We start from the raw sequence: 14,021 nt of genomic DNA on the forward strand, positions 1-14,021 counted from the left end.
TTTGGCTAAAAATAGTAATTAAACGGAAGCTACGTCACAAAGATTTTGGTTTAGGCATTTGAACAAACCTGATGATTTCCGTTCATTCAAGAAGTGTTATCTTGGCTAACTAATCAAATTAATCCCAAATCTATCCATCCTTTCAAGGCCATTTTATTCGGATTTGCATTTTCACCTTCCTTAAAGGCGAATATTCTAGAAACCATCCGAATAGCTTATTTCTTTCAATCAAGGCTCATTCTTTTGCACGTAGGTGAAAAGACTGCAGAAAAACAATCTAAGATTGAAACCATTCTTGCCGAATCCGACTATCCAGAAATCCCAATCGATATTCAATGGAAAAATGGTAAGCCGAAGCCAACTATTTTAGAAACATGTGAAACCTCGCAAATTGATCTTTTAATATTAGGTGCGCTACAACATGAAAATAGGTTTCAATTTTATGTGGGGTCCCTTGCAAGAAAGCTAACAAGAAAAGTTTCCTGCTCTGTGCTATTGCTCATAAAACCTTCCGCGGTTCGGGTACCCTGTAAACATGTTGTGGTGAACGGCTTAGATGCTCCAGAAACACCGTTGGCAATAGAACGTGCCCTCTACGTTTCCAACACTCTTGGTGCGCAGCAATTAACGGTAGTAGAAGAAATTATGCAAAAAGAAGTGCATGTGATTGTTGAGGACGACCGCTCCCTTCAAAAAGCAGCCATAATTAAGGAAAGAATAAGAAATAGAGAGGACACCAGGATAAAAAGAGTTTTAAAGTCCCTCCCGGCAGAACTGAAGGGCAATGTAAAAATAAAAACACAGGGGGTTTTTGGAAAAAGGGGTTACTCCATCGGTCACTACGCAGAGGTTGTACGAGCTGATCTTTTAGTGATGAACGCTCCTTTAAAAACCGGATTGTTGGACCGTATTTTTCCCCATGACATAGAATATATTTTATCCGACTTGCCGACAGATTTATTAATTATCAGAAAAAAGAATTGAGCGTTAGAACAACCCGTACCAAAGGTTTTATGAAGGCACTGCCCAAGAATATTTTTTCTGGGTTTGTCGTGTCCCTTATCGCCCTACCATTAGGATTGGGTCTCGCACTGGCGAGTGAGGCGCCTCCAATTTCCGGTGTCATTGCCTCGGTCGTTGGGGGGGTCGTAGTGGCGATTCTTGGTGGGGCCAATGTCACCATCACCGGTCCGGGAAATGGCCTGGTCATCGTGCTACTGGGGGCGATTACGACATTGGGAGGCGGGGATTTATACCAAGGTTATCTTTTTACATTGGCGGCCATTGTACTCTCCGGCATTCTAATGATTTTATTGGGTTTTTTGAGAATGGGTCGTTTAGCAGATTTTTTTCCTGCATCAGCCATAGAAGGAATGTTAGCGGCCATTGGCTTGGGCATATTGGCCAAACAGTTTCATATCATGATCGGTCATAACAATGAGCATGGGAGTATCATCTCCTTGCTCATGCAAATACCCAATGGGATTTTGGAACTGTACAGTGATTACCATTTGGAAGAAATCGTCGCTGCCTTGATTGGCGTTTTGGCATTGTTCATAATGATTTTCTATTCCAAAATCCGAAACAGATACTTTCATCTCATTCCAGCCCCAATGTGGATTCTGATTTTATCCGTTGTATTCAGCTATTCGTTTTCTTGGTTAAATATCCCCTACCCCATGGAATCGCAGTTCTTGGTCAGTATCCCAGAAAATGTACTTACCAATTTAGCCTTCCCAGATTTTTCAATCATCTATCAGTCAAACTTTATCCTCGCCGTCTTTGCCATCACCTTAATTGCAAGTATCGAATCTCTGCTCAGTATCAAAGCGGTAGACAAACTAGACCCGTTAAACAGAAGGTCCAATGTAAATAAAGATTTGAAAGCACTTGGTTTGGCGACCTCTTTAAGTGGTTTGGTAGGAGGACTTAATGTGGTGACCGTTATTGCCAGAAGTTCCGTTAATGTTAATAACGGCGCAACCAATAAATCGTCCAACTTCTTTCATGCGGCGTTCTTGGTCATTTTTGTTTTTATTTTCCAAGATCAGCTTCGTAGGATTCCCTTAGCGGCCTTGGCCGCAATCTTGGTGTATACTGGTTATAAATTGGCAACACCAAAGAACTTGAGAAAAATAGCCAAGGTTGGAAAAGAGCAAGTGTTCATATTTTTAGCCACTTTAATGACCACACTTTTTACGAATCTCATCACGGGTATCAGCGTAGGTATTTTGGTCACGTTTCTTATACACGTTATGTTGAACAAAAGTGTTTCATTATTCTTGAATCATCTGTCAAAACCCAATATTCTGATGTTTAAGGAGAAAGACGGAGGTAATTATTATGTAAGCGTAAAATACTTCTGCAGCTTTTTGAACTTTTATAAGCTAAAGAACAAATTGGATATGATTCCTGAAAACCAAAATGTTGTCCTGGATTTCTCGCTTTGTAATTTTGTGGACCACACGGTTATGGAAGGTTTGGAAAATTATTCGGACACTTTTACCAACAAAAAGGGAAGTATCGAGATTATTGGGTTGGACAAGCACGGTACAGATTCCAAGCACCCTTTTGCAATCAGAAAAGTATTGCCGCTGTCTAAAATTGGGGCTATTGAAAAGTATTTCACCACAAGACAAGTGATGTTGAGAAACATGGCAACGGAACTTAAATGGACCTATACCGCCCAAAAAAATATAAGGACGAAATTCCTGAACGATTTCATCTTTTTTGGAAAAAGAAAAATACCTTATTTCTACAACGCCCTGTCTAGTAAAGAAAAATCACTTTTACTTATTGATGTAGAATTTACCGAAGGTGAATTTATCGCGAGGGAAGTTGTCAAAACTACGTTATTATTCATAAAATTAGAAAAGACCTTACCGGTCTTTACCTTGGATAAGGAGGGGCTTTTAGACTTTATTTACAATCCTGCAGGCTTTAAAGACATAGTCTTAGAAAACCGTCCAGATTTTAACAGAAGATTCTTTTTAAGTGGTGAACATCCAGAGGACATCCGGAAGTTGTTCACCGACGAGCTCATTCTTTTCTTGGAAAGTAATCCCTACTATCATATTGAGTCTAACGGTAGTGCGTTGATTATCCTAAAAAAAGAACGGTTGTTAAGCGTTAAGGAAATTAAGGCAATGCTCTATTTTGGAAAACAGTTTAAACAAATACTGTCCCACAGTCGATAGGGTGCCCAACTGTTAAAAAACATAAAACAATCCTGTGTATGCCTAAGGGTTTTCTTATTTTGCAGGACTTTAGCTCTGAATTAGATGACATTATATCCGGTAGAAACTGGTAATTTTAAATTGGATGGTGGTGCCATGTTCGGGGTAGTACCTAAAACTATTTGGTCAAGAACGAATCCGGCAGATTCCAATAATCTCATTGATATCGCTGCCAGAAGTCTTTTAATAGAGGATGGCAATCGCCTAATTCTAATCGATGCTGGACTGGGAAATAAACAATCCGATAAATTTTTTAGTTATTACAATCGATGGGGAGATTTTACCCTGGATGGTTCTTTGAAAAAATTTGGGTTTCACCGAGATGATATTACCGATGTGTTTTTGACCCATCTCCACTTTGATCATTGTGGCGGTTGCATTCAATGGAACAAGGATAGGACGGGTTACCAACCGGCCTTTAAAAACGTTAAGTTCTGGACGAATCAAAACCATTGGAAATGGGCAACGGAGCCGAACGCCCGTGAAAAGGCATCATTCCTAAAAGAAAACCTTTTCCCCATGAAAGAAAGTGGTCAACTTCATTTTATAGGTAATACCGATAAAAATTTCATTGAACAATCAGAATTGGGGTTTGGCATTCATTTTGTAGATGGCCATACGGACAAGCAAATGTTGCCCCAATTAAAATATAAAGAAAAAACCATCGTTTTTGTGGCGGATCTGATTCCAACAGTTGGGCATATTCCATTGCCCTATGTTATGGGCTATGATACGCGCCCTTTACTCACGCTGGAAGAAAAAAATATTTTCTTAAATAAAGCAGTAAAAGAAAAATACTACCTCCTTTTCGAGCATGACGCCCACAACCAGCTATGCACATTAAAACAAACAGAAAGAGGTGTGCGATTGGACCAAACGTATTCTTTTAATGAACTCTTTAATTAGAAATTAAAAAACATTATTCATTAAACTTCAATACCTATTATATGACAAGTACATTTTCTAAATTAATTTTTGCGCTATCCATAACTACGCTTCTTACGGGATGCGGTGGTACCGGCGGATTGATATTGACCCCCGTAGAGAATATTGATGCTACTCCTTTAAAAATTAGTGACCTCAGCGAGGCTGAAAAACAAAATTGGGGCCACCTAGATTTGGTGGCGGATACCATACCGGGTATGAGCGTAGACAGGGCTTATGAGGAAATTGTTAAAAACAGAAAGGGAACCAAAGTCATTGTTGCCGTACTAGACTCGGGTATTGATTTAGACCATGAGGATTTGGACGGTGTACTGTGGACCAATACTGATGAGAGGCCGGGAAATAACAAAGATGATGACGGAAATGGTTATATAGACGATATTCATGGATACAATTTTCTAGGGGAATCTTACAATGAGCAATTGGAATATGTACGTATGTTGCGACTCAACATAGGAGATCAGGCTACGCTCACCAAGGCTAAATCGAAACTGGACAGTGAGTATGCCAAAGCCATGCAGAACAAACAACAATACGAGCAAATTTTACAGGCTGTAAAGAACGCCGACGCCGAAGTAAGAAAACATTTGGGAAAGGATACCTATACAAAGGCAGATGTAGCCGCTATTGAAGCTACAGACGAGGCCATGCAAAGAAACAAGGCTATCCTCTCTCAGATGTTTGCTATAAAAGATTCCATCCCAGAAGTTATAGAAGAATTAAGCGATGGCCTCAAATATTTTACGGAGCAGTTAAACTATAATCTGAACAAAGATTTTGATGGAAGGAAAGTCGTTGGAGACGATCCATATGATTGGAATGACAGAAACTATGGGAATGGCAATCCCAAAAATCGAGTGGCCGATGAAAGTCATGGTACACACGTAGCTGGGATTATTGCCGCAGAGCGTAACAACGGGAAAGGAGCCAATGGCGTTGCCAATAACGTAGCAATAATGAGTGTAAGGGCGGTTCCTAACGGGGATGAATATGATAAGGACATTGCCTTGGGTATTCGGTATGCGGTAGACAACGGCGCGAAAGTCATTAATGGCAGTTTTGGAAAATCTTTCTCTCCAAAGGCCGAATGGGTTAACGATGCCATCCAATATGCTGCCGAGAAAGATGTTCTTTTTGTACATGCGGCAGGAAATGATGGTGCCAATCTGGACGACCCTTCTAATCCTAATTTTCCTAATGACCAAGTAAATAACGGTCCAGAAATTTCAGACAATGTCATTACTGTGGGTGCACTAGACCCTAATTACGGGTCTGAACTCGTAGCGTCCTATTCCAATTATGGAGATATCAACGTAGATATTTTTGCTCCAGGAACGGATATTTATTCTACTTATCCTGATAATACATACGAGTTTTCTCCGGGAACTTCGATGGCCGCACCGGCAGTATCAGGACTAGCGGCGCTTTTGTTCTCTCAATATCCCAAGCTTACAGCTCCACAGGTTAAGAAAATAATCCTTGCTTCCGGGCTACCTATTAAGGCTAAAGTGATTTTGGGGGGAGACCCTTCAAAAAGTGCCTCATTGAATGAGATATCTACCTCAGGGAAAATCGCAAATGCCTATAATGCACTCATAATGGCCTCGCAGGTTGCCAACGGTCAATTACAATTATAAATTTAAACTCGATGAAGAAGAAAATAGAAGTACTATTATTCCTGATACTAACTGGTTTTGCGGTATCCTTAACGGCCCAGAACCAATCCACCTACTGGCAACAACATGTAGATTACACGATGGAGGTAAACATGGATGTTGAGAATTATCGGTATACTGGTACGCAAAAATTAGTTTACACCAATAATTCACCGGATGAATTAAGTAGGGTTTTCTATCACTTGTACTTTAATGCCTTCCAGCCAGGGAGCGAAATGGACATGCGTTTGCAGACGATTGAAGATCCCGATAGACGAATGACCACAGTAGACAAGCAAAGCCGTATTGCAAGTCTCAGTGAAAGTGAGATAGGGTATTTACATGTAGAAAAGCTGACCCAAGATGGGGAGGCGGTAACCTTTAATGAAGAAGGAACAGTTCTAGTGGTTGACTTGGCCAAGCCAATTCCCTCAGGTGGAAAAACTACTTTTGAAATGGATTTTAAAGGTCAGGTTCCTGTCCAAATACGTAGATCAGGCAGAAATAATGCCGATGGGGTTGCCCTTTCCATGAGTCAATGGTATCCCAAATTGGCGGAATATGATTTTGAAGGCTGGCATGCCGACCCCTATATTGCTCGCGAATTCCATGGTGTTTGGGGAGATTTTGATGTAAAGCTTACCATTGATAAAAACTATACGGTTGGTGGTACTGGCTATTTACAAAATCCTAATGAAATAGGTCACGGCTACGAAAATCCAGAAACCAAAGTGAAGACAAAGGGAAAGACACTCACTTGGCATTTTAAAGCACCCATGGTACATGATTTCATGTGGGCCGCAGACCCGGAGTACGTTCATGATACCTTAAAGATGGATGATGGGCCAACGCTACATTTTTTATACAAAAATGACGAAAAGTATAAGGAGACCTGGGAAAAGGTGCAGCCATTGACCGAAAAGGCAATGCGCTTTTTCAATAACAATATAGGACCATACCCCTATGAACAATATTCCGTTATACAGGGCGGGGACGGTGGTATGGAATATGCCATGGCGACGCTCATTACCGGTGGTGATAAGCCAGGAAGCGTAATCGGCACCATGATACATGAGCTGGCACATTCTTGGTTTCAACATGTGTTGGCGACCAATGAGGCCAAACACGAGTGGATGGACGAAGGTTTCACTTCTTTTATTTCATCGCTTTGCAGTAATGAGATTTTGGAAAAGAATTTGGAAAACCCTTTTGAAAATTCCTATAAGAGTTATTACTACCTTGTAAAATCAGGCAAAGAGCAGCCCCAGACAACACATTCAGACAGGTATGACTCCAACATGCCTTATGGTATTGCCGCCTATAGCAAAGGAGCTATATTTTTGTCGCAATTGGGCTATGTTATCGGTCAGGATAAATTGATGGAAACCATTCGAAAATATTATGCCGATTTTAAATTTAAACACCCGGTTCCCAATGATGTTAAACGCACCGCGGAAAAGGTTTCGGGCATGGAGTTGGATTGGTATTTAACGGATTGGACTCAGACTACAAATACTATCGATTATGGAATAACTGAAGTGTCTGCCGGTGGGAACAAGACTAAAGTGGCCATGGAAAGAATTGGTCTAATGCCAATGCCTATTGATATTTTGGTGGTTTACAATGACGGTACGCAAGAAACTTTTTATGCTCCATTACAAATGATGCGTGGTGAAAAAGGAAATCCTTATCCAAAATTAAAGAGAACGGTTTTAGAAGATTGGACATGGGCCAATCCGTCTTATGGTTTTACCATTAATGCTCCAATAGAAAATATAAAGGGAATTGTCATTGACCCATCGCAATTGATGGCCGATGTAAATCCCACAAATAATTTCTGGTCGGCCGAACCATTGCCCAAAGATTAAGGAGACTTTAAAAACATCTATGCAATACTCTTTCTCGAAAAAAGAAAAGCTAAAAAGTAAAAAGCGAATAGCTCAATTATTTGAGGAGGGTAAGGCATTGACGGTTTATCCCTTAAAACTAATTTATTCAGAAGCGAATGAACAGCCTTCTAAGATACAGGCTGGAGTATCCGTTCCTAAGAAGAACTTTAAAAGTGCCGTTACCCGCAACAGGATAAAACGTCTTTTGCGAGAATCTTATCGGTTGAACAAAGCCATAGTTTTTAACAATACTCAGGGCGAGTTTGCGTTTCTATTTTTATACCTTGGTAAGGAAACACCCACTTTTGAAGAAGTTCAGGGTAAAATGAAAGCTCTTTTAAAAAAATTTAATGACCGTGTTCATGAAAAAACTAGTTAGCAAAAAAGTTCTTGTCCCCATTATAGCGCTTGTTTTCCTTGTTGTTGGAAGTGGTTTTAAAAGCGACTTTTTTGAAATTGCAAAGCAAATTGAAATTTTTACCACACTGTTCAAAGAACTGAACATGAACTATGTGGACGAGACCAATCCTGCAGAATTAATGGACACCGCCATTAAGAATATGTTGGAAGATTTAGATCCCTATACCAAATTTCTCAACGAACAGGATGTTGAGGCCTATCGTATAAATAATGCCGGCGAATACTCGGGAATCGGAGCTTTAGTACGTTCCTATAAAGATAAGCTGTTAATCGTTGAGCCTCATGAAGGATATCCAGCGGATAAGGCAGGCTTAAAAGCAGGTGACGAAATCATTCAAATTGGGGATATAAAAGTAGCGGACTTTGACGATAACGCGAGTGAGCTCTTGAAAGGAGCCAACGGAACATCAGTAGCCATTACCTATAAAAGACAAGGTAAACTTAACACAACGACTATCACAAGGGAGGGTATTGAAGTGGATGCCGTTCCGTTTTACGAAATGATCGATGATAAAACGGGCTACATCGTGCTGTCCAAGTTTAATGCGAAGGCGTCCAATCAGACGAAATCCGCTTTGTCGGATTTAAAAGGAAAGGGTGCGGAAAAAATTATCTTGGACCTTAGGGACAATCCGGGAGGATTATTATCAGAAGCCATAAATGTCACCAACCTATTCGTGCCCAAAGGCGAATTGATCGTTACCACAAAATCCAAAGTAAAAAAATTCAATCGGGAATATAGGACCAACAATCAAGCCATAGATACTGATATTCCGCTTGTAGTACTGGTAAACGGTAGCAGTGCCTCGGCGAGCGAAATCGTTTCCGGAAGTTTACAAGATTTGGACCGAGCGGTCATTATGGGCGCCAGAAGTTTTGGCAAGGGATTGGTACAACGCCCTTTGAAGCTAACGTACGGTACACAGTTAAAAGTTACCATTTCCAGATACTATACTTCCTCTGGAAGGTGTATCCAGGCCTTGGACTATTGGAACAGGGACGATAGTGGAAACGCCGTTCGAAATACCGAATTTAACGATTACACTACGAGAAATGGACGAAAGGTGCAAGACGGTGGTGGAGTTTTACCCGATGTAGAAATTGCCGCGGTTAAAACCAACGATCTTACCATGGCGCTGCTTCAGAACAATGTAATTTTTGACTATGCAACGGACTATCATTACAGCAACCAATTGTCCGATGTTTCAAATTTTAAATTTGAAAATGCTGATTTCAATAAATTCAAAAACTACGTAAGGGAAAGTAATTTTTCTTTTGAGACGAAGGCGGAAAAAGCTATAAAAATGGCACTTTCTGGAGAGGAAAACGACTTTTTAGGAACGGAAGTAAAGGATAGCTATAAAACACTCCTAGCAAATATTGAGAAAGGTAAGATCAATGCCTTGGATAGGTATCAGAATGAAATCCAAAAGAATTTGGAGGACGAAATCGTAAAACGTTATTTCTATCGTAATGGTTTGTACAAGTATTATCTCACCAATGATGATGCTATTCTGGCCGCCACGGAACTTTTAGGCAATCCATCCAAATACAACGCAATTTTAAAGTAAAGGATTACCAGGTGTATTCCGGTGGGTCAATTCCGTTCATCCTAAGATAAAGATTGGCCTTTGCCCTATGATTGGTCATATGGTCCTGAACATAAAAGAAAGCGAAAGCTCTGCTCACCGTATTTCCGCTATGGTACATGGTACACGCTTCATCCAGTTTCTCTTGGTCAATAGAATGGATGACATTCGTTACATAGTCAAAACCCCTTTCCAACACCTTCAGTACTTCCGCTTTGGTCATTTTTGAGGCATCTGGCGTGTTCGGTTTTACTTCTATCCCTTCCACATAACGTTGTGTCAATAATTCTGCGGTATATCCAATATGTACCATTTGCTCAGCAAAAGACTTGCTTATTTCGGTTGGCCTATACGAATATAATTCTTGGGGCATGGCCTTTGCTACCTCCATACAATGGTCGGCCGCCTCTTGCCAAACTTGCAGATACATTTTGGTAAATTCAGTTTTGGGAGAATCCGTTTGCGCATTTGTGCAACAGAAAATCAAAAAACTCATAATAGTAATGGCGCATCTCATGATCTGTTATTTTCTGATTATTTAGAATGCCTGGAATTTAAAAAGTTATTAGACTTTAAAATATATTTTATGCTTATCTAAGAAATAGGTGATGTACCAGAACATGGCCAATACGACCAATGAATTTACAACCATTATCCAATCAGCTGGAACACCAAGAGGTGCTAAAATACCTTCTGTCCATATTCGCCCAAAACCCCTGAACCACTGTATACCAACCGTTTCGGAAAAAAGATAAATAAATATGGAATTTGTTCCGACAACAGAAAAAATTTGCATCCACTTTTTCTTTTTTCCTTTTACATCAATCCCCCAATAAAAAAGAGCTAAGGTCAAGATGGCTATTCCTCCGGAGGCCAATGTAAACGAGGAAGTTGCTATTCGTTTGATTATAGGTGTAATTCCAGCGAAATCCATAATGAAGCCCAGTACCAGGGCAATTCCACCCCAGATTAAAAAGGGTCTTATTTTATTGGCGGCATTTTTTTTGGATAGTAATAACTGTCCACAAATTACTCCCCAAATCGTATGTGCTGCTGTGGGAATAAAATTAACAAACACCCAATAACCGTCATTGACCTGCCCCATAACCAAAGAATCTATAAAAGAACCAAAGCTTTCATGTCCCTGTGCATAAGGGGCTGAAGGATTGTACATTCTGTACATCAATTCCGTAAGCACTAATAACCCTATGGAAACCGCAACCTGTGTTTTGGCGGGAAGACTCATCAAGGCATAAGCAATGAGAATGGTAAAAGCCAATTGTACGAGCACGTTCCAAAGTTCCCAAACCAAAGCATGGCTGTATACGCAATGTAATAGAACGCCAAAAGCGAAAAGCAAAAAACAACGTCTTAGGATATGCCTGGTCACATCTTTTCGGCTCCCAGTTGCTAACCTCTTCCTTAGTGAAAAGGGCATAGCTACGCCCACGATGAACATAAAGAACGGCTGAATCAAATCCCAAAAACGTAAGCCATTCCAAGGATGATGGTGTAATTGATGTGCCAAACCAGAGAATACGGTTCCCTCAGCCAGTTCAGAAAAATTATGGTGAAATCCTGCCGCTTCCGCCACTAGCAAAAACATCGTTAATCCACGAAATACATCTAGAGAAAAGAGTCGTTTGGATACATTCTCGGCTAATTGTGACATAGTAATTAAGGTCAGTTGGTTGTCACTAATATAATCATAAATCCTTACATTTAGGGAAGGCCTTAGAACCCTATTAAATAAGCTGAGAGATGAAGAATTGTTTTCTGTTTTTATATGTTTTGTTCTTGTCAAATACTGTTTTCCCTCAAACATCGGAGAAACAGGATTCCATAAAACAAATTCCACCTGCAAAATCTTTCATTACAACACACGAGGGAGTGTTTAATGGCAAAACCCTTGCCTATACGGCTACTGCCAAGGAGACCTATTTGACCAACGATAAAGGAGATTCGGTCGCCTCTTTTTGGTCGGTCGCTTATACGCTGAACAACACGAAAGAAGTTTCTAAAAGGCCAGTAACTTTTGTGTTTAACGGTGGTCCAGGTTCCGCATCTGTATGGTTACACATGGGCCTTTTTGGACCAAAATTGGTAATGGTAGATTCAGAAGCAAACAAAGATGATGGTGCGGCGCCCTATTTACTAAAAAATAACGAGTATGGACTTTTGGACTTGACCGATTTCGTGTTTATTGACCCCGTTGGAACTGGATACAGCAGGGTAATAGGAAAAGGTAAAGAAAAAGATTATTGGGGTTTAAAGGAAGATGCTAAATCTGTCACCGCTTTCATTCGAAAATGGATAACTGATAACAAACGATGGATGTCCCCAAAATATCTTGCAGGCGAAAGTTTTGGAACGACAAGAGCGGCAGCGGTTGCCAAGGAACTGGAAGGCGGGGGACAAAACATGGCCCTTAATGGTTTGATCCTTATATCCCAAGCTTTGGACTATGCCGGTTCTACTTCAGACCATTACAACATTACGTCCTATATAACCTATCTGCCTGGTATGGCCGCAACCGCATGGTATCACAAGAAAGCCGGAGCAGGTAAAAGTCTGGAAGATTTTGTACAAGAAGCCAGGGAGTTTACATATAATACCTATACCCCAGCGCTATACAAGGGAGACCTACTATCAAAGGCTGAGCGTGACAATATTGCCGATAAACTAGCCTACTTCACGGGACTGGACAAAGCGTATATTTTAAAGTCGAATCTAAGGGTCCTCGTTCCCAGGTTTCAAAAACGTTTGTTATACGACGAAGGACTTACCATTGGAAGGTTGGATGGTCGCTTTATGGGAGATGAATCGGATAATGTTGCCGATAGGCCCACTTTAGGAGATCCGGCCAGTTATAGGATTGGAGCTGCCTATACCGCGGCGTTGAACCACTATTACGCATCGATGCTAAACGTAGAAATGGACCGGCCATATCTTACTTCCAACAGTAAAATTGGCCAAAAGTGGCGTTGGAGAACAATTCCGGATGGAAGTTATTGGGAACCTACACCAGTTAACACTGCACCCGATTTAGGAGAGGCTATGCGAAGAAATACTGATTTAAAAGTGTTGGTGGCTAGTGGGTACTACGATTTGATTACGCCATTTTTCGATGCCGAATATACCTTTTCCAGAAATGGAATTGTCAATGATCGTGTAGACGTGACTTATTACGAAGGAGGTCACATGATGTACACCCATCAACCAGATTTAGAAAAACTGTCCAAGGATATCAGAACCTTTTTAACTCAAAACTGATGCGTGCGCTACCCCTCGTCCTATTTACCCTGCTCTTTTTTTGCAATTGTAAAGAAGAAGCTAAGACCAATATACCTTCAAATCTGGCAACGGAGGATAGCAAAGAAGCTGTTTCCCTAGTGGTGTTAGGCACTGCACAGGATGCCGGCTCCCCGCAAATTGCGTGTAAAAAAGAGTGTTGTGCGCAATTGTTTATCGACTCCAGCGAGTCTAGAGAAGTTGTTTCTCTAGGAATAATAGATTATAATGATAATAAGAGTTATCTTTTTGAAGCTACGCCTGCCATCACTAAACAGACAAAATTTTTAAGTGAAACAATGAATGCCGAAAGTCAAGAATTACCCAATGGCATTTTCTTGACGCATGCCCATATCGGACATTATACCGGATTGATGTATTTAGGAAAAGAAGCTGTTAATGCGGACAAAGTTCCTGTTTTCGCCATGCCCAAGATGAAATCTTTTTTGGAGGATAATGGTCCTTGGAGTCAATTAGTTGCCAACGGAAATATAGACATCCATCCATTAGATCATGAAAATGAAGTGGAGCTAACGAACCAACTTAAAATAGTTCCTTTTGTCGTTCCACATCGAGATGAATATTCAGAAACAGTGGGGTATAAAATTTACGGGCCTAATAAAAGCGCTTTATTTATCCCGGATATTGATAAATGGTCCGTTTGGGATACGTCTGTAGTCGACCTGATAGGCCATGTTGATTATGCATTTTTGGATGCTACTTTTTTTGATGGAGAAGAACTGAACACACGCGACATATCGGGAATACCACACCCGTTCGTAATAGAAAGTCTAAAATTATTCGAATCCCTTTCGGCAAATGAAAAAAAGAAAATCCATTTTATACATTTTAACCACACCAATCCGTTACTAAAAGAAGACAGCTCTCAAACCCTAGAAGTGCTCGAGAAAGGCTTCCGCATTGCTCGTAAAGGAATGGTGTTCAAATTATAGACATTCTTCAAAAAGTGCACAAGACCAATTTATAGACCATATA

Annotated in this window: 11 protein-coding genes; 9 read left to right on the forward strand and 2 right to left on the reverse strand. The window is 40.5% G+C overall.

The annotated features are described in order from the left end of the window. The first annotated feature begins 93 nt into the window (after positions 1-93). The 7 genes from N8A89_RS07760 (at position 94) to N8A89_RS07790 (ending at position 9,716) form a co-directional block, all read left to right on the forward strand. The gene (locus tag N8A89_RS07760; RefSeq protein WP_281541745.1) at positions 94-984 is read left to right on the forward strand and encodes a universal stress protein; all 891 of its coding nucleotides are present in this window, start codon (positions 94-96) and stop codon (positions 982-984) included. After that, positions 981-3,197: a SulP family inorganic anion transporter gene (locus tag N8A89_RS07765; RefSeq protein ID WP_430682111.1), complete on the forward strand. Its 2,217-nt coding sequence runs from the start codon at positions 981-983 to the stop codon at positions 3,195-3,197. Before N8A89_RS07760 ends, N8A89_RS07765 begins: the two co-directional genes overlap by 4 nt. Positions 3,198-3,281: 84 nt before the next feature. Beyond that, complete coding sequence (locus N8A89_RS07770; protein ID WP_281541746.1) at positions 3,282-4,142, forward strand: MBL fold metallo-hydrolase; 861 nt, start codon at positions 3,282-3,284, stop codon at positions 4,140-4,142. A 41-nt stretch (positions 4,143-4,183) separates the two neighbouring features. After that, entirely contained in the window at positions 4,184-5,818 is a 1,635-nt protein-coding gene (locus N8A89_RS07775) for a S8 family peptidase (protein ID WP_289645261.1), read from the forward strand. 11 nt (positions 5,819-5,829) lie between these two features. Next, positions 5,830-7,704: a M1 family metallopeptidase gene (locus N8A89_RS07780; RefSeq protein WP_281541747.1), complete on the forward strand. Its 1,875-nt coding sequence runs from the start codon at positions 5,830-5,832 to the stop codon at positions 7,702-7,704. A gap of 19 nt (positions 7,705-7,723) precedes the next feature. Beyond that, positions 7,724-8,104, forward strand: a complete 381-nt coding sequence (gene rnpA / locus N8A89_RS07785) for a ribonuclease P protein component (RefSeq protein WP_281541748.1) — start codon at positions 7,724-7,726, stop codon at positions 8,102-8,104. Then, positions 8,088-9,716 (forward strand): S41 family peptidase, encoded by a 1,629-nt coding sequence (locus N8A89_RS07790; protein WP_281541749.1) that lies wholly within the window; start codon positions 8,088-8,090, stop codon positions 9,714-9,716. The genes rnpA and N8A89_RS07790 overlap by 17 nt, the downstream gene beginning before the upstream one ends. 4 nt (positions 9,717-9,720) lie before the next feature. On the opposite strand, the gene N8A89_RS07795 is transcribed toward N8A89_RS07790, so the two are convergent. Together N8A89_RS07795 and N8A89_RS07800 are read right to left on the reverse strand one after the other, a co-directional pair. Next, positions 9,721-10,164: a DinB family protein gene (locus N8A89_RS07795; RefSeq protein ID WP_289645264.1), complete on the reverse strand. Its 444-nt coding sequence runs from the start codon at positions 10,162-10,164 to the stop codon at positions 9,721-9,723. Between the two features lie 135 nt (positions 10,165-10,299). Further along, positions 10,300-11,406, reverse strand: a complete 1,107-nt coding sequence (locus tag N8A89_RS07800) for an acyltransferase family protein (RefSeq protein WP_281541751.1) — start codon at positions 11,404-11,406, stop codon at positions 10,300-10,302. Between the two features lie 89 nt (positions 11,407-11,495). On the opposite strand from N8A89_RS07800, the gene N8A89_RS07805 reads away from it, so the two are divergent. Together N8A89_RS07805 and N8A89_RS07810 are read left to right on the forward strand one after the other, a co-directional pair. Next, the gene (locus N8A89_RS07805; RefSeq protein ID WP_281541752.1) at positions 11,496-13,007 is read left to right on the forward strand and encodes a S10 family peptidase; all 1,512 of its coding nucleotides are present in this window, start codon (positions 11,496-11,498) and stop codon (positions 13,005-13,007) included. Then, positions 13,007-13,978, forward strand: a complete 972-nt coding sequence (locus N8A89_RS07810) for an MBL fold metallo-hydrolase (protein WP_281541753.1) — start codon at positions 13,007-13,009, stop codon at positions 13,976-13,978. The genes N8A89_RS07805 and N8A89_RS07810 overlap by 1 nt, the downstream gene beginning before the upstream one ends. The last annotated feature ends 43 nt before the right edge of the window (positions 13,979-14,021 follow it).

Origin of the sequence: Maribacter aestuarii (assembly GCF_027474845.2) — a bacterium.
GTDB classification, from domain to species: domain Bacteria; phylum Bacteroidota; class Bacteroidia; order Flavobacteriales; family Flavobacteriaceae; genus Maribacter; species Maribacter aestuarii.

Coding starts and splice junctions, on each gene's coding strand:
- N8A89_RS07795 (WP_289645264.1), bottom strand. CDS start 10,164: ATGTATCTGCAAGTTTGGCAAGAGGCGGCCGACCATTGTATGGAGGTA.
- N8A89_RS07805 (WP_281541752.1), top strand. CDS start 11,496: ATGAAGAATTGTTTTCTGTTTTTATATGTTTTGTTCTTGTCAAATACT.
- N8A89_RS07780 (WP_281541747.1), top strand. CDS start 5,830: ATGAAGAAGAAAATAGAAGTACTATTATTCCTGATACTAACTGGTTTT.
- N8A89_RS07790 (WP_281541749.1), top strand. CDS start 8,088: ATGAAAAAACTAGTTAGCAAAAAAGTTCTTGTCCCCATTATAGCGCTT.
- N8A89_RS07775 (WP_289645261.1), top strand. CDS start 4,184: ATGACAAGTACATTTTCTAAATTAATTTTTGCGCTATCCATAACTACG.
- N8A89_RS07770 (WP_281541746.1), top strand. CDS start 3,282: ATGACATTATATCCGGTAGAAACTGGTAATTTTAAATTGGATGGTGGT.
- rnpA (WP_281541748.1), top strand. CDS start 7,724: ATGCAATACTCTTTCTCGAAAAAAGAAAAGCTAAAAAGTAAAAAGCGA.
- N8A89_RS07800 (WP_281541751.1), bottom strand. CDS start 11,406: ATGTCACAATTAGCCGAGAATGTATCCAAACGACTCTTTTCTCTAGAT.
- N8A89_RS07810 (WP_281541753.1), top strand. CDS start 13,007: ATGCGTGCGCTACCCCTCGTCCTATTTACCCTGCTCTTTTTTTGCAAT.